The organism is Rossellomorea marisflavi (genome assembly GCF_009806575.1).
In the GTDB taxonomy this organism is placed as follows: domain Bacteria; phylum Bacillota; class Bacilli; order Bacillales; family Bacillaceae_B; genus Rossellomorea; species Rossellomorea marisflavi_A.
In genome coordinates this window covers 4,254,681-4,276,240 of sequence record NZ_CP047095.1, presented here as the reverse complement: position 1 = coordinate 4,276,240, position 21,560 = coordinate 4,254,681, and the positions used below count along the sequence as shown (strand labels likewise).

The 21,560-nt window shown below is 49.7% G+C and carries 18 protein-coding genes and 1 pseudogene; 14 read left to right on the top strand and 5 right to left on the bottom strand.

From position 1 onward, the window contains the following. Positions 1–17: 17 nt before the first annotated feature. The 3 genes from arsC (at position 18) to D5E69_RS21920 (ending at position 2,413) form a co-directional block, all read left to right on the top strand. Positions 18–437 carry an arsenate reductase (thioredoxin) gene (gene arsC, locus D5E69_RS21930; RefSeq protein ID WP_159130254.1) on the top strand — a complete coding sequence of 140 codons (420 nt, stop codon included), beginning with the start codon at positions 18–20 and terminating at the stop codon, positions 435–437. 105 nt (positions 438–542) lie between these two features. After that, the gene (locus tag D5E69_RS21925; protein ID WP_053073075.1) at positions 543–1,238 is read left to right on the top strand and encodes a FadR/GntR family transcriptional regulator; all 696 of its coding nucleotides are present in this window, start codon (positions 543–545) and stop codon (positions 1,236–1,238) included. A 5-nt stretch (positions 1,239–1,243) separates the two neighbouring features. Next, entirely contained in the window at positions 1,244–2,413 is a 1,170-nt protein-coding gene (locus D5E69_RS21920; protein WP_048004691.1) for a CynX/NimT family MFS transporter, read from the top strand. 38 nt (positions 2,414–2,451) lie between these two features. Here D5E69_RS21920 and D5E69_RS21915 read toward each other — a convergent pair whose 3' ends face one another. Then, positions 2,452–3,120 carry an SOS response-associated peptidase gene (locus tag D5E69_RS21915; protein WP_048004692.1) on the bottom strand — a complete coding sequence of 223 codons (669 nt, stop codon included), beginning with the start codon at positions 3,118–3,120 and terminating at the stop codon, positions 2,452–2,454. Positions 3,121–3,379: 259 nt separating this feature from the next. Here D5E69_RS21915 and D5E69_RS21910 point away from each other — a divergent pair, with 259 nt between their 5' ends. Together D5E69_RS21910 and D5E69_RS21905 are read left to right on the top strand one after the other, a co-directional pair. Beyond that, complete coding sequence (locus tag D5E69_RS21910; RefSeq protein ID WP_159130253.1) at positions 3,380–4,018, top strand: hypothetical protein; 639 nt, start codon at positions 3,380–3,382, stop codon at positions 4,016–4,018. Continuing rightward, positions 4,015–4,716 (top strand): hypothetical protein, encoded by a 702-nt coding sequence (locus D5E69_RS21905; protein WP_048004694.1) that lies wholly within the window; start codon positions 4,015–4,017, stop codon positions 4,714–4,716. Before D5E69_RS21910 ends, D5E69_RS21905 begins: the two co-directional genes overlap by 4 nt. Positions 4,717–5,051: 335 nt before the next feature. On the opposite strand, the gene D5E69_RS21900 is transcribed toward D5E69_RS21905, so the two are convergent. The 3 genes from D5E69_RS21900 to D5E69_RS21890 all read right to left on the bottom strand — a co-directional run bounded on the left by D5E69_RS21900 (position 5,052) and on the right by D5E69_RS21890 (position 6,929). Continuing rightward, positions 5,052–5,834, bottom strand: coding sequence for a DUF3891 family protein (locus D5E69_RS21900; RefSeq protein ID WP_159130252.1), 783 nt, complete (start codon positions 5,832–5,834; stop codon positions 5,052–5,054). A 65-nt stretch (positions 5,835–5,899) separates the two neighbouring features. Then, positions 5,900–6,373: a DUF4188 domain-containing protein gene (locus D5E69_RS21895; protein ID WP_063191877.1), complete on the bottom strand. Its 474-nt coding sequence runs from the start codon at positions 6,371–6,373 to the stop codon at positions 5,900–5,902. Next, positions 6,354–6,929: a PadR family transcriptional regulator gene (locus D5E69_RS21890; RefSeq protein WP_063191878.1), complete on the bottom strand. Its 576-nt coding sequence runs from the start codon at positions 6,927–6,929 to the stop codon at positions 6,354–6,356. The genes D5E69_RS21895 and D5E69_RS21890 overlap by 20 nt, the downstream gene beginning before the upstream one ends. A gap of 181 nt (positions 6,930–7,110) precedes the next feature. Here D5E69_RS21890 and D5E69_RS21885 point away from each other — a divergent pair, with 181 nt between their 5' ends. Continuing rightward, positions 7,111–7,548 (top strand): hypothetical protein, encoded by a 438-nt coding sequence (locus tag D5E69_RS21885; protein ID WP_048004698.1) that lies wholly within the window; start codon positions 7,111–7,113, stop codon positions 7,546–7,548. Positions 7,549–7,584: 36 nt separating this feature from the next. Here D5E69_RS21885 and D5E69_RS21880 read toward each other — a convergent pair whose 3' ends face one another. Further along, a complete protein-coding gene (locus D5E69_RS21880) occupies positions 7,585–8,226 on the bottom strand; it encodes a pentapeptide repeat-containing protein (RefSeq protein WP_231578988.1) in 642 nt (213 codons plus the stop codon). A 125-nt stretch (positions 8,227–8,351) separates the two neighbouring features. Here D5E69_RS21880 and D5E69_RS21875 point away from each other — a divergent pair, with 125 nt between their 5' ends. The 8 genes and pseudogenes from D5E69_RS21875 (at position 8,352) to D5E69_RS21840 (ending at position 21,555) form a co-directional block, all read left to right on the top strand. Next, entirely contained in the window at positions 8,352–8,804 is a 453-nt protein-coding gene (locus D5E69_RS21875; RefSeq protein ID WP_048004699.1) for a MarR family winged helix-turn-helix transcriptional regulator, read from the top strand. Next, the gene (locus D5E69_RS21870; protein WP_159130251.1) at positions 8,801–11,233 is read left to right on the top strand and encodes an MMPL family transporter; all 2,433 of its coding nucleotides are present in this window, start codon (positions 8,801–8,803) and stop codon (positions 11,231–11,233) included. Before D5E69_RS21875 ends, D5E69_RS21870 begins: the two co-directional genes overlap by 4 nt. 266 nt (positions 11,234–11,499) lie before the next feature. Continuing rightward, on the top strand, positions 11,500–13,251 hold the full coding sequence (locus D5E69_RS21865) for a sensor histidine kinase (protein ID WP_159130250.1): 1,752 nt from the start codon (positions 11,500–11,502) through the stop codon (positions 13,249–13,251). Then, on the top strand, positions 13,229–14,377 hold the full coding sequence (locus tag D5E69_RS21860; RefSeq protein ID WP_048012127.1) for a response regulator transcription factor: 1,149 nt from the start codon (positions 13,229–13,231) through the stop codon (positions 14,375–14,377). The genes D5E69_RS21865 and D5E69_RS21860 overlap by 23 nt, the downstream gene beginning before the upstream one ends. Then, positions 14,374–15,636, top strand: coding sequence for an ABC transporter substrate-binding protein (locus D5E69_RS21855; protein WP_159130249.1), 1,263 nt, complete (start codon positions 14,374–14,376; stop codon positions 15,634–15,636). Before D5E69_RS21860 ends, D5E69_RS21855 begins: the two co-directional genes overlap by 4 nt. A 234-nt stretch (positions 15,637–15,870) precedes the next feature. Further along, positions 15,871–17,243, top strand: a pseudogene (locus D5E69_RS21850) (IS3 family transposase). A 966-nt stretch (positions 17,244–18,209) separates the two neighbouring features. Continuing rightward, positions 18,210–19,670, top strand: a complete 1,461-nt coding sequence (locus D5E69_RS21845; protein ID WP_048004704.1) for a glycoside hydrolase family 68 protein — start codon at positions 18,210–18,212, stop codon at positions 19,668–19,670. Positions 19,671–19,983: 313 nt separating this feature from the next. Further along, positions 19,984–21,555: a glycoside hydrolase family 32 protein gene (locus D5E69_RS21840; protein WP_414811597.1), complete on the top strand. Its 1,572-nt coding sequence runs from the start codon at positions 19,984–19,986 to the stop codon at positions 21,553–21,555. Positions 21,556–21,560 lie beyond the last annotated feature (5 nt).

The following is a 21,560-nucleotide window of genomic DNA, read 5'->3' as shown; positions in this document are numbered from 1 at the left end:
GTAAGGAGAGACGCACCATGTCAAAGAAAACCATCTACTTTTTATGTACAGGAAATTCATGCCGCAGCCAGATGGCTGAAGGCTGGGCAAAAAAACACCTGGGAGACGAGTGGAACGTCTACAGTGCGGGAATCGAAGCCCATGGCTTGAATCCCAATGCTGTAAAGGCGATGAAGGAAGCGGATATCGATATCTCGAATCAAACATCTGATATCATTGATCCGGCCATCTTGAATTCAGCAGATCTTGTCGTGACCCTATGCGGTGATGCGGCAGACAAGTGTCCTGTGACACCGCCTGGCGTAAAACGCGAGCACTGGGGCTTTGAGGACCCGGCCAAGGCAACAGGATCTGAAGAAGAAAAATGGGCATTCTTCCAGCGAGTGCGGGATGAAATCGGTGAACGCATCGAGCGTTTCGCCCGTACAGGAGAATAACAAAAAGAAGCGCAGGAACGGTTCTTCAACCGCTCCTGCGCTTCTTTTTATGTTATACTCATCCAATGAACCAATCATCCTACCTTTAAAAGGAGTCAGATCATTATGGAAAAGGTGCAATCAAAAACATTGACCGAGCAGGCCCTGAATCAGCTTGAACAACTTCTTGAGAGCGGGGAGTGGCCGATTGGTGAGAAGATTCCGCCGGAACCGGTCCTGATGGACACCCTGGGGATCAGCCGCAATACCCTTCGGGAAGCGATCAGGTCCCTTGTTCACGCCGGATATCTGGAAACGAGACAGGGAATCGGAACCACCGTAAAGAGTCACAGCGGCCTTGACCGTGCCCTTCGTAAACGGATGAGAGCAGGCGATTTGGTGGAGGTCCTTGAGCTGAGGCTGGCCCTCGAACGGGAGGCAGCTGAAAAGGCAGCCCTGAGAAGGACGGACGAACAGCTTGGGGAAATGCGCAGCCTCCTGGCTTTGTGGCAGGAAGCTGCTGAAGAGATCGATTCCGGGGCATTCGTCCGGCAGGATATCGCCTTCCATCAATCGGTCATTCGTGCGTCGGGGAATGCCATGTTCATGGAGATGTACGACTCAATCATCGACTCTGTCCATCAATCAGTCTATAACCTTATTGATCTGAACGATCTGAATCACGAAGATATCAGGATGCACACAGAACTCCTTTCAGCCATAGAGGCAAAAGACCCTGTCCAAGCTTCCGAATGCGTCAAAAAGTACCTTGGGACGCTTATTGATCAAATCAATGCCATTGAACATAACAGAAAGAAGTGAATTGTATGCAAGAAGCAAAACAACAGCAAGCGGGCTGGATAGCCGTCATCGGGGTGATCTTCATTGCCATGAATCTGAGGGCGCCAATCACCTCAGTCGGACCGCTCATCCCATTGATCCAAGGGGACTTCCATTTTTCTAACGCTGTGGCGGGGAGCATCATGACCATCCCACTCATCGCCTTTGCCCTTTTTTCACCGTTTGCGCCAAGACTTTCACTGAAGTTCGGGCTCGAACCGGTCATTTATACGGCTCTTGTCGTATTACTTGCCGGCATGGTCCTGCGCGTCTTCCCCCACGGCAGCTGGCTTTTCGTCGGGACCGGTCTTGTCGGGATCGCCATTGCCATCTGTAACGTACTCATGCCGGCCCTGGTGAAAAAGTCGTTCCCCATGAAGGTCGGATTGATCACGGGAGTCTACGGGATTTCCATGAACGTCTTTGGGAGCCTGGCATCAGGCGTCAGTGTCCCACTTGCCCAGTCAAGCTCCCTTGGCTGGCGCGCTTCACTCGGGGTATGGGCCTTCCTTGCCGTGCTCTCGGTCATCCTATGGAGCTTCTTATTAAAATCGGTCAAAAAAGAAAAGGTGATCGAGCCTCCGGCGGTGAAGGTGCGGATGTGGAATTCCCTGAAGGCTTGGCATGTCACGATCTTCATGGGTATCCAGTCCTTCATGTTCTACACCCTTCTTACCTGGCTACCGGCCATCCTTCATGACCAAGGGTATACCCTCAATGAGGCAGGTTGGGTCGTGTCGACGCTTCAGATGGCGATCATCCCCATGACGTTCATCATCCCCGTCGTCGCAGAGAAGATGAGTGATCAAAGGTGGTTGACGATCGGGTCCGTCATCCTTCTGTTCCTTGGATTAATCGGTTTAATCACAGGCTTCCTGACCGTGTTATCTGTCCTCCTGATCGGGGTCGGCATCGGAACGATGTTCGGCCTCGCCATGATGTTCTTCGTCCTGAGGACAACAGACAGCGCCCAGGCGGCCGGATTGTCTGGTATGGCCCAATCCATGGGTTACTTATTGGCGGCAGTGGGTCCCGTGTTCTTCGGTTACTTACATGATCTGTTCGCCAATTGGACGATTCCATTCATCCTGCTCATGCTCCTGACCCTGATCCAACTCTTTGTCGGGATCGGTGCAAGTAAGGGGAAACTCGAATAATGCAAACGAAGCACGGGGATTCCCGTGCTTCTTCGCATTTACAAGCTATTCAGCGGAGACAGGACGTCGGCCACATCATTCTTCGGTGAGTTGACAAGCTCGCTCACGGCATAGAGCTCCATTTCTTCAGCCGGATAAGGGACCAGAAGCGATTTCAGCTCGTCAACCGCTTGATTGGAAGGGTCCAGCCACCTGGCGTAATCCGTACGTTTCAAAATGACGGGCATGCGGTCATGGACGTCTTCTGTCAGGGCATTCGGAGTCGTCGTGATGATGGTGCACGTATGAAGGGGAGCATCTCCTTTTTTCCACGTTTCCCACAATCCCGCGAAGGCAAAGGGCTTTCCGTCCTTCATGACGAAGCGGTATGGTTGCTTGCGGTCATCGACCTTTTTCCATTCGTAGAAGCCATCAGCGATGATCAGGCAGCGCTTCTTCCTGAAAGGCTCCCTGAAGCTTGGCTTCTCATTGATCCCTTCAGCACGGGCGTTGATCATCTTATAGCCGATCTTCGCTTCCTTTGCCCAGTGGGGAACTAGCCCCCATCTCAACATGCCGCCCCGGCGCTTCTTCCCGTCCGAAATGATGGAAAACACCTCTTGGCTCGGAGCAATATTGAACCGCGGCTGAAGGTCGGCGGATAAGTCGAATTCGAACTGCTGTTGAAGTTCATGTACACTCTCAATCAATGAAAAACGGCCGCACATGCTCCCGCCCCCCTGTCATTTTTTTAACCAGTATACCAACAATACGCAGAATTCAATCAAAAAACCATGTATTCATGCTGAAGGAAAAATTATTATATGATAAAATATGGAACCATTGGGTTTGTGATGAAGATTCTACATATGTGTAACTTAGAGAAATATAGGGGGAATGGACATGGCGACTTACGTTAATGGGGGGTCCCTAACGTGGCTGATGACCGCAATTGCATGGGGCATACTGATCATAGGTGCGGTTTTTATGATAAGACGACAGAAGCACCAAGCTCCATTCTGGAAGGCATTCCTAGTTTTCATGGTAGGGGTATTTACCATTTCATACACATTTGAGCCGAGGGGGATCATGGTCAGGATCCCGATCCTTCCACTGGGCGTTTTGATCCTCTATTTGACCTTGAGGCGGAAAAATGGGAGATGGGAGAGGTATCGCCGTTTCGCCTGGTTCGGGTTTGCCGGGAATATTCTTCTGGCGATCATGGCACTGGCGGCCATTCCGCTCAGTTCCATTGTTTATCCATCAGATGATCCGGCTACGTATCTATCAAATCCAGAGAAGGTCTCCCTTGTTCAAAGTCATCCCGCAGGATCAGATGTGAGGCTCGATCACCAGAAGCTGCATGAACAGCTGAAGGGAATGAAGCAGGCACAGCCTGACGGGGAGATGTGGTACATGGAATCAATGGTGGAAGATGAAAATCAGTCCAAAGCACCGGAGCGCTTCCCGTATCTCCTCAATGGCGTCGAGCCGAAGTGGGGAAGTGGTCTTTCACCGCTGATCTATGTTGAAGGGAACGGGAAGGGCTTGCTGATTTTATCGGGCGATACCCAATACTATTATCAACTCTCTGAATCAATCATAAAAGGGGGCGGGGCGGAATGAAGAATGTGAAACGGATGATCGTCATCGTACTTGCCGTCTCCTTGATTGCCTTTGGCTTCGTCTATTGGTTCAAGCTAGCTCCGGCGGGTCCTCTGCCCGATGATAAGGCGGCGGCGAAGGAAATCAACGGGCTACTGAACAAAATGGGGACGGATGAAGGGTTACAGGTGGAATCAATACTGGAAACGGTGCAAGCCGATGATCGCCATGCCTTCATACCCTTTGAAACGGATGCCGGTGTTCGCGGCTTCAGCCTTTGGGTATGGAAGGATCATCAGTGGAAAGCATCGTCAGCCACGACAGACGGCGACCCGGTGATCTGGAAGGTGCGTCCCGGAGACCCTTCAAGCTACCGCGTGGTCTGGAGTCTCGATCCTGCTGAGAAAGTGGACCGTCTGGTATTCTACCTGATCCAGAAGCGGTCTTTTCAAAACGAAGCGTATCAACCCCGGATCCAGATGGAAAGGGAGCTTCCCTTTGCCGAGCATCCATACGGGTCCATCAAGGTCCCAGAGGAGTGGCGAACTATTATCCGCGGGGAAGTGGATGAGTCCGAGGCGCGTGTTGAATTCGGATGGAGGTCCCTCGATTCTTCCGGAGAAGATGTCTTCATAGAAGGACAGGGGCAGTCTTCTTATCTCCGGTATGAAGATCACCAGGATCTGATGATGCCGCTGCAGGAAGATGAATTGGAATGAAGGAAGAGGCTGGGACAAACGTGTTTTAGTCAAAGTAAGACCCGACTTCATGTGCCTGCGATCAGGCTAATGCATTCGGGTTTTTACTTTGTTTCATGACCATTACGATTTCATTGTTTCAAGCTCCTGATTGGAGTGCAAGACGAAGACTCTTGTGGGAAGAGTAGCTGATGTGAGACCCCGCAGGCATGCCTAGGAGGCCCACGGGCTACCCGCGGAAAGCGGAGTCTTGCACGGAAATCATGAGCGGTATAAGGAACCTGCACTCATATTGTTGTTCATTAAATGGTTCCTTTTTAGTTTTGTCCCAACCTCTTTTTTTGTCTGTTATTCTCTCACACGAGTCGGTCAGTGCCGGCTCTACTGATTGTGATGCTGTGGGAGAACATCCCTGAAGAGGCATAGGCTTTGACAATCCCGTCATGGAGAATGGAAGATTTGCCCACTTCTTTATAGAGCAGTTCCACGGTGAAGGGATGCTTGAAAGGAGCCCCGGCCATTACGATGTCATGAAGGCCCGTCCACTGTCCTTTCAACGGGTCATCGGTGTGATTAAAGCCTTCCGTATGCTTGAATCCATTTTTGAACCAAGGGTGCTCTTCGTCCTTCGATACACCGGGGCGATTCAGGCACATATAAAGAGAGAAATCGTCTGAGAATTGGAGAAGGGTGAAATGCTCTTGAAGGAGATCTTCATCCAGAGGAGGCAGCCTTTTCCGCAGTTCTGTTTGGCGCAGGGCCTCCTTCTCCAGGAACCGCAGGCAGTCGGGATCTGATGTGTTGGTAAAGAAGGAGGAGAAGTGAAGGCTGCATAGAAGTCCTGCGTATGGATGCACTTCTGAAATCTCATCGATCCCGCGCGTATAGAATACCAGCTTTGGAATGAGCGGGTAATCGGAAAAAGTGAAAGGACGGTGCACGGCATCGTTCCAGACCGGTGTGGTGTCCAGTCCGATCCAGCTCCTGTCATGCTGATAAGAGGCATGCAGAAGTTCGTCCCAATAAGCGTTGGATCTTACTATGGAGGCGTCGAAGTGCTTCACGATCTCTCCTGACAGGAAGGCATGGTCATGCTGTTTGATCATGATGAAGGAATTATTCGTTTCACGGATGATCATAGCGGAATCCCCCTCACAATAGATAATGCCATTTTATCGCACGCCTCGATTCCCTGTAAAACGCATCACGCATTCAATCGCTGGGAGGCCCTGTCCTTATTTTTGGTGATCGGGACATGCTTCAGTGCTTTACCCAGTCCATAAAGAGGCATGTTCCCGTAAACCGTCTCGTATTCCCCGGGGGTAAGCCTGTACGTTTCGTGATAGATTCCCACCACGCCGCTTGCACCGATTTTCTGGTTGAATGCCTTCCAAGCTTTCAGGTGCTTCTCGTTCCGTGCATAGGCAATGAGGTCATCTGTCGATCTCCAATATTGAATCATCACCGTAGTCCGGAGGCCGAAGTAGCTTTCCATGGACAGGAAGCCGAGCTCCTCTTTATGCGTGTACAACTCCTTGATCATACCCGGCATCGCCTTGAACACCGGGAACCATTTGTGCACTGCCAGGCGTTTATTGATCCTCATGCCGATGATGAAGACCACGACCTCTTCCGAATTCTCCGTCGTGTATCTGCCGTTAAACACTTGATTGCCCATCATGCTCCTCCTTAGAGTACAATTTTTCGAGAGTCGCGTCGCACCAATCGATTGAAGCCAGTGCACCCCTCTTCCCATAATCCAATGTGAACAGCCAGTAGTCGACATCTTCAGAGCGCTCTTCCTGATTCAAGATTCCTTCTTCAATGGTCACATAGGTGGCAAGTCGTTCTTGGAGTTTTCCTTTGTAGTCGGTTAAAAGCTTGATGGTATGGTCGGTGGATTGATGTCGACCAAAGAACAGCTTCAAAAGGATTTCATTCTTCTCAAGTGGGGGCTGGTCCACAGGCTCTGAAAGCCAATTCCCGAGTACCTCCATGCCTTTGGAGGTGAGGGTGTATTCCTGCTTATCCCTCTTTCCCTCTCCTGAGGAGTCCCTGACTTCTGCCAGTCCTTCATCCACAATACGCTTCAATGTTGGGTAGATCTGTCCGTAGCTGATTTTCCAGAAGTGATTCAGGCTCCGGTCGATGAGCTGTTTGATTGCATAGCCCGACCGGCAGTTCGTTGTCAGGATGCCTAAGATGGCGTAGGTTGTATGATTGTACGTCTTCATTTTGTTTCACACCTATCTTTTTGATATATCTAACTGATATATTATACCGGTTGATGGGAAAGTTCAAGAAGGAAAAATCAATCGGTCCCAAGTCTTAGCGGAAATCGACCTGAAGCTCGTTCCCGATCACCAGGTGGTACTGGTATGCTGGTGTTAAACAAAGGAAACGGGTGGATGATAGATGAGACGATTGATGATATGCATCGTGTTGCTGGCTGTAGGGAGTACCCTGATTTTGACAGGATGCTCTTCTGGGAAAAGCGAAAAGGAAGGCCTCGACAGCCTCCAGAATGTCCAAAAAATCGATCGTACGGAGGGCGGGGAAATCATTCAAACTGTAAGCGATGCCGATGAAATCAACTCTTTCAGCAAGGCTCTTGAAGTGGGAAAATGGAAGCTCACAGGAAAACAGAAGGATGATCTGGTTGCGGGAAGCACCTACCTGTTTTACAGGACGGACACGGTGAAGTTCGGGGAGGAACAAGCAGACCAAACGGATATGAAGGAAGTGGCGCGCATTACCGCATACAAGGAGGAACCATACGTTCTCTTGATGTATGGTGGTGTAGAGATGGTATTTGAAGTGCCAGCGGAAGTCCAGCATCGCTTGAATCAATGAGAAGGGCCCCTGAATCGGTTTCAGGGGTCTTTTCATTCAGCGGATATCCAAGCCAAGAAGCGCAGCAAAGGATAGAGCCTGCTTTTCGGACACGATGCAGCCCTTCAAATCTTCCATTGACACAAGGATGGACTCGAAATACGAGGTGCTGAGATCGATCCCCTTCAGTTTCGTTCCATCAAAGCTCACGTCATCCAGGTCGCATACATCATAGATGACCTTTGCCAGCTTGCAGTTGAAGAAGTCGGATCGCTTCATATTGGATTCTTGGAAGATCACTTTTTCGAATTTGGAATCACTGAAATTACACATGGTCATGAGACAGTTTTCGAAGGCGACATTCCCGAAGCGGCTTTCAGGCAGCTGGACGCCCATAAGCTTGCACTCCTGGAACGTGACGCGGTGAATGCTCGCCCCTGTCATATCCACGTTGGAAAAGTCACAGTTGATGAACTCGACATCGGTCAGATCAATATTTCGGAATGAGGTCCCTTGGAAGGAGGAATTCCTGATCACCATGCCGGAAAGATGCACCCGGTCGATCTCCTCTTCGTCAAAGATGGATCCATCGATCTCAAGGTTGCTTAAATACGGGTCCTCCTCCATGAAAATCATTTGGAAGTTCCCTTGCGTGAGCTGGCGGGGCAGTTTTGGTTTATCGATTTTAATGGGAAACACCTGCTTTATTTGAAGTCGGTTGGGGACAAACCCCTCCTCCCTAGTGTAGCATCTTCTTTCTTGACATTAAATAGTTGACCCCCTAAACTAATGGAGTAATCATTTTAGTTTAGGGGGTCAACTATTTGGATAAGCGTCTGATCGAGGCCGTGGAGCTGTTCGAGGATGTCATGGTGTTCGGGACCGAGCGCGTGCTCAGGGATGTCGAGGCCGAAGTATGGCAGGAATATTCCCGGGAACAAATCCAGGTCTTGAAGCTGTTGAATAAGAACGGCCCGTTGCCTGCCGGTGCCATTGCAGAACTTCAATGTGTGCATCGAAGTGCAATCTCCAACCGGCTGAAAAAACTTGAAGAAAAAGGATTGATCGAGATCGTCAAAGCTGAGGGTGATCATCGCTCGAAGCTTGTCAGCCTGACTCAGCATGGGCGTGCTGTTGTAAAGGAATCCGACCAGGCGGTGTACGATTATATTGAAGCATTGTTTGCCGATCAGGTGGAGGATGAAGAGTTGGATCAGTTCCTCCAGATGTTCAAAAAGATAAAACATATACTGAAATTGGAGGGTGAGCGTAAGTGAAGAATATCATCAAATTCAAGTGGCCGATCACCATCGGCATGATCGCACTGACCGTATTGCTATTCGTACTGGCACCAAACCTGACGAAACAGGCAGAAGAAGCGGGAACATTCCAGCTTCCAAAGGATGCAGGATCCCAGCGTGCCGCTGAAATCCTTGAAGACGCGGGAGCTGGAGACGAAACGATTTCCCTCGTGTATGCACTAGACGGCAAATTGGATGATGCCGCGAGGAAAGACATCCAGGCAGATGTCGATCAGTTGAAGGATCTAGGGGATCCCTTGAAATCGATCCTCGATCCGTTTGAAAGCAAAGATACAGAATCACAGCTTGTATCGGAGGATGGGAAGACCGTTCTTGTTCCCATCACCGTAGATGGCTCCCAGGAAGAAGTCGTCGATCTCGCCGATTCCATTCAATCGGATATCATCGATGGGAAGAAAGATGTCTACCTGACCGGGGAGGCATTGATCAATAATGATGTGAACCTGAGCGCCCAGGAAGGGTTGAAGAAAACGGAGATCATCACCGTCGTCTTGATCTTCGCCCTCCTGCTCGCTGTTTTCCGTTCCATCGTCACCCCATTCATTCCGCTGATTTCCGTGGGGATCACCTATCTTCTCAGTCAGTCGATCGTGGCGTTCTTCATCGACTGGTTCGGATTCCCGGTATCAAACTATACGCAGATCTTCCTTGTGGCGATCCTGTTCGGGATCGGGACGGATTACTGCATCCTGCTCCTCAGCCGCTTCAAGGAAGAACTCGGTGCAGGGAAGCCTGTCAAGGATGCCATCATCCGTACGTATAAGACGGCGGGCCGTACCCTTTATATCAGCGGACTTGCCGTATTCATCGGATTCTTTGCCATCGGGTTTGCCGACTTCCCGATCTTCAAATCGGCCGTGGCCGTCGCAGTCGGGATTGCGGTTCTCCTACTCGTTCTGAGCACGGTCATGCCGTTCTTCATGGCTACCCTGAAAGAGAAACTGTTCTGGCCGTCAAAAAAATCCGTATCCCATAACGATAGTAAGCTGTGGGGTTGGATGAGCAAGCTGTCCGTCAACCGTCCGATTCTTTCCATGCTTGTCGTGGCTGTCATCACGGTCCCGCTTTTGTTGACCTATGACGATGCCCTTTCATTCAATACAGTAGATGAAATCGGGGATAACTATGACTCTGTCAAAGGTTTGCATGCCATTGAAGATGGTTTTGGGCAAGGGGATTCCCTGCCGGTGCAAGTGCTCCTCTCAAGCGATAAGGAATTGGTCACCGAAGACATCGTCCCTTATGTAGAGAAGCTGAGCAGCGAACTCGAAAAAGTCGATGGCGTGAAGAGCGTCCGCTCCGTGACACGTCCGACGGGAGAAGTCATCAATGAGTTCTATGCAGATTACCAGCTTGGCAAGATTGCAGAAGGGATCGATCAGGCTTCTGATGGTGTCGGCCAGACAGCAGACGGCATCAAGCAGTCCATGTCACTCCCACCAGAAGTACAGGCGCAGGCTGCCCAGTCTGGTCAACAGCCAAATCCGGTTGAAGGACTTGATCAAATCAAAGACGGCCTCGACCAGGCAAGCAATCAGCTGAATCAAATGGCTGACAGCAAGGCGATCCGTGATACAGGCACCTTCGTCCCTGAAGGAACCTTGGAGCAGGATGAGTTCAAACAAGTGCTCGACCGCTATGCCTTCGATGACAAAAAGGGTACGCAGCTTGAAGTCATCCTGGAGGACAATCCGTATTCTCCGGAAGCGATCGATACCGTTGAAAAAATCGATGAGGCAACGCAGCGCGTCATCAAAGATACACCCCTTGAAAAGGCAGAAGTCGCCTTCGGCGGTGTGTCCAGCATCAACCGCGATCTGAATGATATCTCGACGAGCGACTTCACCCAGACGGTGACAATCATGCTCATCAGTCTGTTCGTCGTACTGGCGATCCTTTTCCGCTCATTCATCATGCCGCTCTATATGATCGGTTCCCTGCTTCTGACGTACTTTACGTCTGTTGCCGTGGCTGAACTGATCTTCATGAACGGATTCGGATACGACGGCATCAGCTGGGCCGTTCCATTCTTCGGATTCGTCATGCTCGTAGCCCTCGGGGTCGATTATTCCATCTTCCTCCTCGACCGCTTCCGCGAAGAAGCAGCCGGAGGAATGACCGTGACAGATGCCATCAAGATCTCCATGTCCAAGATGGGGACCGTCATCATCACCGCCGCCATCATCCTGGCCGGAACCTTCGCTGCCATGATGCCATCCGGCGTCCTCAGCCTCGTACAGATTGCGACCATCGTCATCACCGGTCTCCTCCTGTATGGACTGATCGTCCTGCCGCTTCTCATCCCAGCCATGACCGTGTCATTCGGCAAGGGCGTGTGGTGGCCGTTTAAACCTCATAAGGAAAAAGAAAAAGCACGTTCATAACGTGATAAACAGAAAGCCCCTTGCGGATCAGCAAGGGGCTTTCTTCATTGCCTGTTGATGAGGCGGTTGATAGGAAGGGTAAGATAGATGAGTTCGTCGTTTGAAAGTCATCACTTCAATCATGATAATACCAATGGTCCTATCACATAATATCCATGACAGTATGTGCGGTCATACTACTTCTGATGCATTGACCCCATACAGTTCTCTGTTATAGTTTAGGTTTGCTGAATAATTGGTATGGTTGTGGAAAGGGAGGTGACGTGATGCGGAGTGTACGGTCCAGGTTATTCGGGATGCTGGTGATCTTTATTATTTTGCCCTATTTCCTATCTGTTTTTATTATTTATGACAATACGAGATCATCGGTCGAGGAGCATGAGATCGAGAAGAGCCGGGAAGAGCTGGAAGAAGGCAGCCGTGCTCTTCAGCGGTACTTTGACGAGATGATCGAGCTCTCCTACTCCCTCTATAATGACCCGGATGTGCTCAGTGTGTTTGAAAACGGACTGAATGATGAGCAGAGAAAACCGTTTGAACGGAGCATGAAAATCTTCTCGATCAGCCGTCCTGAAGTCAGGCAGATGAGGATCTATTTTGAAAAGGATTCTTCTGCTTTGAGTGTGTATCAGTCGAAGTTCAGTGCGCCGAAAAAGCAGGAGGACTATGTGAACCAGGCTCCCTTTCGAACCCTGTATGAGTCCGATGACAATTTCTTCATCGAGAGGCCGCATGTGATAGAAAATGCGAACAATGCGGCGATCCTGCCTGAGTCCGACCGCACCCGGGTGTTGACGATCCATCATAAAGTCTCCAATGTTTTGTCAGGTGAATTCCTTGGCTTCATTTCCATGGATATCGACGTCAATGCCTATTCATCCCTGATCCTCAACCTCTCTGACGGTGGTGAGAGCCGCTTGACTCTTCTCGATGGGGAGGATCGCATCATGTATTCGAGTCAGCGCATCAATGACGGCGAATCCGGGGATGAGGGGGATAAGCTGGTCCTCGAAGAGAAGCTGAAAGGCAATCTCGAAGGGTGGAGGCTCGTCAAGGTGATCGACCGCGATGTTCTCTTTAGAGACGTAAATCAAGCGGCCACGACGAATATCTTATTGGGAATCGGCGTTGTGCTTCTGGGCATCATCATGGTAGTGGTCATATCCCATATCATCACCAAGCCCATAGAGAACTTAAGTGAGAAGGTCAGGAGCATCGGTGGGGAGAATATGGATGTGGACTTTACCACCTCCCGGAAGGACGAGCTTGGTCATCTTGAAGATCATATGGACGAGATGATGGACCGCATTAACCAACATATCGACCGTGAATACAAACTTGAGATCGAGAGCAGGAAGAATCAATTCCGCGCTCTCAGATCCCAGGTGAACCCGCACTTTTTATTCAATGCCCTGCAAACGATCGGTGCTGTGGCCTTGAGGTCGGGGGCGAAGGATGTATACAAACTCATCACGTCCCTTTCTAAGATGATGAGGTACTCCCTCCATGCCGATCAATGGGTGATCGTACAGGAGGAGCTCGACTATATCGAGACGTATCTCTCCCTGCAGCGTGAGCGATTCGGTGCAGGAGTGCAGGCTGATATCCAGGTGGATGAAGAGGTTCGTGCTGCTTCCATTCCGAGCATGCTGCTTCAGCCTCTGGTCGAGAACTACTTCAAGCATAGCTATGAAGAAGGGTATGACGAAGCGACACTCTCGATAACGGGTGAAAGGGTTGGAGGATCCATCCTCTTTACCGTGCAGAATACCGGGGCATCCATAACAGAAGAAGACCTCGGGCGGATACGGTCCGCCGTCTACGGGGGCCCATCGGGGCAGGACGGCGGAATCGGCTTGAAAAATATCTATGACCGCCTGCGATTGAATTTTAAAGAGAACGCATCTTTTCAGCTGGATACATTGGAAGGTAGGGGCTTCAGGATTATCATGAAGCTGCCTTTCATGGAAGATAAGCAAGAAGGGGGAAACAGCGATGAAAGCACTGATCGTCGATGATGAACGCAATGTACGGAACGTCATCCGCCAGCTTGGGGACTGGGATGTGTCCGGCATCACCATGCTGCTGGAAGCGTCAAATGGCCACGAGGCCCTCGACATCGTCCGCACTGAAAACCCCGATATCATTTTTACAGACATCAAAATGCCGAGGATGACAGGACTGGAGCTCATTGAAGAGCTGAATAAGCTCGGGTACACCGGGAAGATCATCCTGATCACGGGCTATGACGATTATACATTCATGAGAAAGGCGATCCAGCTCAACAGTTTTGACTATCTGCTGAAACCCATTGATGCCGATGCGTTCGATGCGGTTTTGAACAGGGTCGTGACGGCAATCGGGGAGGAAGCGTTGGAAGACGGGGAGATTGTTGAAGAAGCGAGGCGTCTCCGCAGCAATCAGATCTTTACATCTGCGTGCAGCGGCGGAGGAACAGAAGAGCTGGCAGCTTTCCTTCCTGTGGATGAGGAGCTGGAGGTGTCCCTTCTCTCCTTCTACCACACCCATCTGCCCGAACCGCATATGGATGCACTGAGGGGTGAGCTTCAGGAGAAGGGTATCGGGAATGTGTTTGCCTTTCTCGAAGAAGAAAACCTGTACGCAGTCCTGACGGTGAAGGGTCAATGGGTCTACGTAGAAGAATGGGTGAGCAGTCATATCGATCTGCCCATCCGTCTTGTCCAGGGGGAACTACCCGATCTGGTTGAGTTGCCATCTGCATTTAGCAAACTGCAGGATGAGCTCCAACAGAACCACTACCGGAGCATCCGCAGCCTAGATGAACTCGAGTCTGCAAGACGGATCCAAGAGATCGTATCATATGTGGAAACCTACTATATGGAGGATATCTCCCTTGACCGCCTCTCGAAAATGTTCTTCCTCACAAGGGAACATATCTCAAGGACGTTCAAGAAAGAAACGGGGCTTCCTCTTTCCAAATTCGTGGCAAAACTCCGGATCGAACAGGCGAAAGTCTGGCTGACCGATTCAGAGGAGACGATCTATTCGATTGCGACCATGCTCGGCTATCAGGATGAGAAGTATTTCTCAAAGCTGTTTAAAAAAATGACCGGTTTTACTCCATATGAGTTCCGCTCCGGGAACAGCGGGGTGACAGAATGAAAAAACCGATATTGGTCCTGCTATCGACACTGATTGTAAGCTCCATCGCCCTGTCTGCATGCGAGGGGCGTGATGAACAACAGGAGGCACAAAGGGAGAAGAAACCTGTCACCCTCACGGTCCGGAATCCGAAGGTGGAGATAGCGAATGAATTCGAACAGATGGCCAAAGAATATGAAGAAGCCCATCCAGGGGTCAGGATCAAAGTCGAGACCGTGGGTGGTGCTTCGGATGATTACTCGGATATTACCGCTAAGCTGACTGCGGGAAAAGGACCCGATATTTTCACGAATATAGGCAATGAAGCGATGAAGGAATGGATTCGATATCTAGAAGACTTATCGGATGAACCTTGGGTGGCCGATGCCTCCCCTCATACGCTGGATGGAATCACCCTTGACGGGAAAGTATACGGGGAGCCCATGAGCATTGAAGGCTTTGGGGTCGTCTATAACCGCGACCTCTTCAAGAAAGCGGGCATCACCGAACCTCCGCAAACGTTCTCGGAACTGGAAGCAGTTGCCCGCAGGCTGTCATCTAAAGGAATCACGCCCTTTGCCAACGGGTATTATGAAGATTGGAAGCTCGGCCATCACTTGACGAGCGTGGCCTTCGCCGAAGAAGGTCCCGGGTTTGTGAAAGCCCTTCATGAAAAGGACATCCATTTTACCGACAGTGAAGAATTCAACCGTCTATTTTCACTTATCGATTTGACGGTCCGATACGGAAATACGGCCCCTGCGACGACGGATTACTACACGGAGGTCGACCTTTTCAAAGAAGGAAAGGCTGCGATGATCCTTCAAGGAAACTGGGTGGAGCCGTTGTTGGGTGAGGCACCCACGGGAATCTTCCCCCTACCCCTCAATGACCGGGGAGACGCCAAGATGATTGCCGGAGTCCCGAGCTACTGGGTGATCAATAAACAATCGTCGGAACCGAAAAAGAGAGAAGCAAAACGCTTCCTCCGGTGGATGGTGTCTTCTGAAAAGGGGCAGGAGTATATGACGGAGCGTTTCCGGTTCATTCCGGCGTTCAAGAATGTGCCTGTGAACGATCTCGGTTCCCTGGGAAAAGAGACGTCTTCATTGATCAGTGAAAACAGGACGTTCAATTGGTCTTCCTTCTCTCCTTGCATCAAGAAGCGATTCGGTGAAATCATGAAAGCATATATCAATAAAGAGAGTACGAGGCAGCAGGCACTCAAAGGCTTTGATGAAGCCTGGACTGAAGGGGCTTGTGCGGCTCCTTCCCCTTGATAGCATGGCATTCCAGCCGTGCTTTTTTTTTGCGAGGATAGATGGATCGTTCTACTACCATGCATTACAGGCTTGGGAGAGGAATTGGCTAGAGGGTTGCCATCCTGAGGTTGAGAGTGGACCGTTCCGTTCCGCTGCGGCCACCCGCTTTCCATGGGGCGTGCGGTGAGCCGCTTCGGCGTTGTGCTGCCCCCTTATTACTAGACACCCCAATCCTAAAAGGAGGGGTTATAAATGAACAAGCACACCCGTACGTTTAAACTTCAACTGGCCAAACGTTACTTGGAGGATGAAACGGTTAGTTTTCGAGATTTAGCTTCACAAGAAGGCGTGGATGCTGCTGCGCTGGGCTATTGGGTCAAGTTGGTTCGCCATCATGGTGATCAAGCCTTTTCTTTTCCCTATACAACGTATTCTCCTGCCTTTAAACTAAAGGTACTTCACTATATTACGGACAAGAATTACTCCATTCGAGAGGCATCTGCCTATTTCCACCTTCCCGATCCCTGTATTGTGCGCAGGTGGTTGAGAAAGTGGGAGAAAAGGGGACGAGATGCCTTCGATTCAAAGGAAATGAGGGCCTTGACGATGACTCCTAAACCACCCAATCAACATAAGAAATTAGAAGACATGACTCCCGAAGAGCTACGAGCACACGCCGCCTATTTAGAGATGGAGAATGCTTATTTAAAAAAGCTGAGAGCCTTAGTTCAGGAGGAATCATCACCAAACAGATCAAAGCGAAAGTAGTATTTGAACTAAGGAATGCGTTCCCGGTGATTCAGCTCATCAAAGTAGCGAACCTCCCTAGAAGCACCTATTACTTCATCAAAAAACAGTGGGACCAACCCGATCCTGATCGGAAGTGGAAAAGAAGAATTACCTTGATCTTCCGCCGTCATTCAGGCCGTTATGGTTACCGTCGGATTACGGATGTACTCCAGGCAAAAGGGTATGACATCAATAAAAAGAAAGTCCTTCGCATTATGAAAGCCCTAGGGCTCCAGTGCCTGGTAAGAAAGAAGAAATACCGGTCTTATGAAGGGGAAGTTGGAAAAGCGGCGCCCAACACCCTCGACCGAAAATTCATGGCATCGAAACCGAACCAAAAATGGGTAACCGATGTGACGGAATTCAAGATTGCCGGACAGAAACTGTACTTGTCCGCGATGTTAGACCTGTTTAATCGAGAAATCATTACGTACACGCTTCACACGAAACCTAGCTTTGATTTAGTAGAAACGATGTTACTTCAAGGAGTCGAACGTCTACGTGAAGGCGATGACCTTCTTCTTCACTCTGATCAGGGCTGGCACTATCGCATGCCTAAGTACCGAAGGATACTCAAGGACCATCACATCACTCAGAGTATGTCTCGGAAGGGAAACTGTTATGACAACGCCGTGATGGAGAATTTCTTCGGCATCATGAAATCAGAGTTTCTCTACAGAGAAACTTTTCGGAACCTCAAGGAGTTCAACCGAAAATTAGAAGAATACATGGATTACTACAACCACTTGCGAATTAAGTCTACGCTCGGTAAAAAGAGCCCGGTAGAATACCGACTGTACACACAACGAATGAATCAAAAAGTGGGTGTCCAATAATTTGGGTCCAGTGCACACGCCTGCAAGGTCTCACCCAGCCCGCTATTCCCATAGGAGTCGGGAGGCCTCCGTTACACTGCACTCTGTGCGTAGGAGAGGGGATGTGATGATTGGAAACATGGGTATCGCCATCCTGTTTTGTAATAAATATGTGGTGGAGAGGAGACCGTTTCGTTCCGCTGCGGCCACCCGCTTTCCATGGGGCGTGCGGTGAGCCGCTTCGGCGCGCCTGCAGGGTCTCCCCCAGCCCGCTATTCCCATAGGAGTCGGGATGCCTTCGCTGCACTTCACTCTGTGGATATGAGAGGGGATGTGCTGATTGGAAACATGATATCGCCATCCTGTTTTTTGCAATGATTATGTGCTGAAGGCGAGCTTTTTCCGTTCATTGTACTTTGTGCGCAGGAGAAACAGGACATCCCCATCCTTGTTTCGTTTTTAGCATGACTTTCTATCCTTATTAACAAACGATTACCTCCCCTAGTCCAATACCACTGAGTGGATTGGAGCGGAAGGGATTTGACTCCTGCGGAAAAGGGGGATGATCGAGACCCCGCAGGAACGAGGAGGCTCGACATGCTCCCCACGGAAAGCAAATCCCTGAAGCGGAAAGAAACGGACTCATTTTACAACTGGCACTTCACTTAGAACTATTTAGCCATCAACTATAATTAGGATCAAGATAATCAACATCCTACAGGCATCAGCAGGCTCGACATGCTCCCCGCGGAAAGCAAATCCCTGCAGTGGAAAGGAACGGACTACCTATTAAATCCCCCTTCGTAAAGAATGCCCCCATCTTTCAGGCTACTATAGACCCACATATCAATTTAAGACGAAATCTATATCAATCCATGCCATATCCACCGGCTCCCCGTCCTCCTATAATTCAGTTGTAAGGCATCGGAGCATTCGCCCCGCCCTTACCGAATTCATATCATAATCAACACTTAGGAGGAGTACTTAATGAACGTTCGTCAATTTGCAGCAGTTTCTTTAAGTGCAGCCATCTTGTTCGGAGGCAGCTTCACATCTGCATCTGCCAAGGGCGGGGCTGACGAAAAGGGATACAAAGAAACATACGGCACGTCACAGATCACACGTCAGGATATGAAGGATATGATCAACCAGCACGGTGATGACAAGTTCACTGTCCCATCCTTTGATGCTTCCACAATCAAGAATGTAGAATCCGCAACGAAAACCGATGAGAATGGCAATAAAATCAAAATGGATGTATGGGATACATGGCCACTGCAAAACGCTGATGGTACTGTAGCTGAATACAAAGGCTACCATATCGTCTTCGGTCTTGCAGGTGACCCGAAAAACCCTAACGACACATTCATCTATATGTTCTATAAAAAAGCAGGCGATGACTCCATCGACGCATGGAAAAACGCTGGACGTGTCTTCGATGACGAAGACAAAAACAAAGCAAACGACAAATATCTTAAAGGTCAAGTGGAAGAATGGTCAGGTTCTGCCCTGTTCACAGATGACGGTGAAATCCGCTTGTTCTACACAAACCGTGGAGATTTCGATGAGAGCAAGGAGCTCTTCGGACGCCAAACATTGACAACTGCCCAAGTCAACGTTTCTGAAAAAGGAGACAAAGATTTGCAGGTTGATGGAATCGAAGATCACAAGTCCATCTTCAACGGCGGAGACGGCAAAACCTACGAAAACGTAGAGAAAGCCTTCGAAGATCGCAACTTCAACAATAATCATACCTTCCGTGACCCGCACTACATTGAAGACAAAGGCCGCAAGTACCTTGTATTCGAAGCCAACACCGGTACAGAATACGGATACTCAGGTGAAGATAATCTTTACAACCGTGCATACTACGGCAAAAGCATGAAGTTCTTCCGCGACGAGCTTAAGAACCTTCAAAACAGCCCTAAGAAAGAAACAGCTGAACTTGCGAACGGTGCAATGGGAATCATCGAGATCAACGATGACTACACATTCAAAAAAGAGAAGAAGCCTCTTCTTGTGTCAAATACCGTAACGGATGAAATCGAGCGCCCGAACATCTTCAAGAAAGACGGCAAGTTCTACTTATTCACAAGCACACGTGGATCAAAAATGACCATTGATGGAATCGATGATGAAGACATCTACATGCTTGGATATGTGTCAAATTCCCTGGATGGTCCGTTCAAACCTATGAACAAAACGGGAATCGTCCTTCACCAGGATCTTGACCCTAACGACATCACTTGGACGTACGCACACTACGTGATCCCTCAGGAAGAGTCTGACAAATTCGTTGTGACCAGCTACATGACGAACCGCGGATACTTTGCCGATCACAAATCAACCTTTGCTCCATCCTTCTTGCTTGATATCAAGAACAAGAAATCTTCTGTCGTGAAAGATGGAACGCTTGAGCAAGGTCAAATCACGTATGATGGGCAATAACCTTTGAAAAAGAAAAAAGAAATGTCAGCTAGTGGCATTTCTTTTTTCTATTAGCACGCAGCGCTTCCCCGCTGCGCTGGGGGCCTCAAGGTCATGCACAGGTCAAATTCCTTCCATCAACAACAGTGAGTTACTACACAGCACCTAGTTGAACGTCTTACGCCCGTATCTCCTAACAGGTGTAGGCTTCCCCTCTCCTTATGTACACGAAGGAGCCTGTGCAGTGAGTGAGGCCCCGCAGCGAGGCGGAGATGTTCGCTCGAAATCGCGTATACAGTGATACAACAACTACAAACAGGTGGTGAAGAATAAGATGAAATCTATAGGAAAGAAGGGGATATGGGTGATGGCTGCCATACTGATCCTTGTCATCGGCGGCGTCGTCCTGTGGGTAAATGCAAAGGAAGACGTGGAAAAGAAAGAGACGGGAAAAGACGGAAATGAGGTCTCCTACCGTTCTTCCTATCATTTCACCACCCCTGACAAATGGAAAAACGATCCTCAAAAACCGATTTATTATAAGGGTGAATACCACTATTACTATCTCTATAACAAAGACTACCCTGATGGCAACGGCACCGAATGGCGTCATGCCGTCTCCAAGGACCTGGTCCATTGGAAGGATGAAGGGGTAGCGATACCGAAATATACCAACGACAACGGTGATCCTTGGTCCGGTTCTGTAGTCATAGACCGTGAGAATAAAGCTGGTTTCGGGAAAGATGCCTTCATCGCCATCGTGACCCAGCCGTCCAAAGAAACCGGAGCGCAGGAGCAGTATCTCTGGTACAGCACGGACGGAGGGAAAACGTTCAAGAATCACAGTGAAGACCCCGTCCTTGAGAACCCGGGCGTAGAGGATTTTCGCGATCCGAAGGTCGTATGGGATGATGAGCGGGATAAATGGGTGATGCTCATGGCGGAAGGAGCAAAGGTAGGATTCTATGAATCCGAAAACCTGAAGGACTGGTCATTCACCGGTGATTTCCAAACAGACGACCTAGGCGTCCTTGAGTGTCCCGATCTCTTCCGTATGCGTACGGAAGATGGAACGGAGAAATGGGTCCTCGGAGTCAGTGCTAACGGGGAGTCCGTCGGTAAACCGAACACATACGCTTACTGGTCCGGTGAATTCAATGGTGATACATTCGAAGCCGACGAGGAAGAACCGAAGTGGCTTGATTACGGATTCGATTGGTATGGGGCCGTGACATTCGAAGACGGTGAAGCAGAGGACAAGATGGAGAAGCGATACGCACTTGCGTGGATGAACAAATGGTCGTACGCGAACAACACTCCTACCATTGAGCATGATGATTTCAACGGAACGGACTCCATCGTCAGGGAAATTCGCCTTGAAGGAGATGAAGAAGAGGGTTATACCCTTGTGTCCAACCCTGTTCCGGCTCTGGATGATCTGGTCACATCTACAGACGAAGTCGGGGATGTGACAGTGGAGGACGGAAGAGAATCGCTTGACGCACTCGGCGATACGTACCGTCTTGAAGCCGATATTTCCTGGGAAGAAGCGGAGCGTATCGGAATGCGTGTCAGAGAATCGGAGGACGATGAACGCCATGTCGACGTCGGCTTCTCCCCTCGGGATGGCTATTCATTCGTCAACCGCTCAAAGACCGATCAACCGGATGAAGAAGGGGATTTCCTTGAGAGCAAGGCGCCCTACAAGCCCTTTGACCAAAAAGTCCATATGACGATCCTTGTGGATAAGACGAGTGTCGAACTCTTCATGGACAATGGCAGGACCGTGCATACGAATCTAGTATTCCCACGCCCCGATGATCAAGGGATTTCCTTATTTGTCGAAGGTGGAAGCGCCACGTTTGAAAATGTGAAGATCGATCACTTGGGAGAAACAGAAGAGTAAACGAA

Bases quoted from the DNA above. Each gene is read 5' to 3' on its own strand.
- arsC (WP_159130254.1), top strand. From the start codon at position 18: ATGTCAAAGAAAACCATCTACTTTTTATGTACAGGAAATTCATGCCGC.
- D5E69_RS21925 (WP_053073075.1), top strand. From the start codon at position 543: ATGGAAAAGGTGCAATCAAAAACATTGACCGAGCAGGCCCTGAATCAG.
- D5E69_RS21920 (WP_048004691.1), top strand. From the start codon at position 1,244: ATGCAAGAAGCAAAACAACAGCAAGCGGGCTGGATAGCCGTCATCGGG.
- D5E69_RS21915 (WP_048004692.1), bottom strand. From the start codon at position 3,120: ATGTGCGGCCGTTTTTCATTGATTGAGAGTGTACATGAACTTCAACAG.
- D5E69_RS21910 (WP_159130253.1), top strand. From the start codon at position 3,380: ATGATAAGACGACAGAAGCACCAAGCTCCATTCTGGAAGGCATTCCTA.
- D5E69_RS21905 (WP_048004694.1), top strand. From the start codon at position 4,015: ATGAAGAATGTGAAACGGATGATCGTCATCGTACTTGCCGTCTCCTTG.
- D5E69_RS21900 (WP_159130252.1), bottom strand. From the start codon at position 5,834: ATGATCATCCGTGAAACGAATAATTCCTTCATCATGATCAAACAGCAT.
- D5E69_RS21895 (WP_063191877.1), bottom strand. From the start codon at position 6,373: ATGGGCAATCAAGTGTTTAACGGCAGATACACGACGGAGAATTCGGAA.
- D5E69_RS21890 (WP_063191878.1), bottom strand. From the start codon at position 6,929: ATGAAGACGTACAATCATACAACCTACGCCATCTTAGGCATCCTGACA.
- D5E69_RS21885 (WP_048004698.1), top strand. From the start codon at position 7,111: ATGAGACGATTGATGATATGCATCGTGTTGCTGGCTGTAGGGAGTACC.
- D5E69_RS21865 (WP_159130250.1), top strand. From the start codon at position 11,500: ATGCGGAGTGTACGGTCCAGGTTATTCGGGATGCTGGTGATCTTTATT.
- D5E69_RS21860 (WP_048012127.1), top strand. From the start codon at position 13,229: ATGAAAGCACTGATCGTCGATGATGAACGCAATGTACGGAACGTCATC.
- D5E69_RS21855 (WP_159130249.1), top strand. From the start codon at position 14,374: ATGAAAAAACCGATATTGGTCCTGCTATCGACACTGATTGTAAGCTCC.
- D5E69_RS21845 (WP_048004704.1), top strand. From the start codon at position 18,210: ATGAACGTTCGTCAATTTGCAGCAGTTTCTTTAAGTGCAGCCATCTTG.
- D5E69_RS21840 (WP_414811597.1), top strand. From the start codon at position 19,984: ATGAAATCTATAGGAAAGAAGGGGATATGGGTGATGGCTGCCATACTG.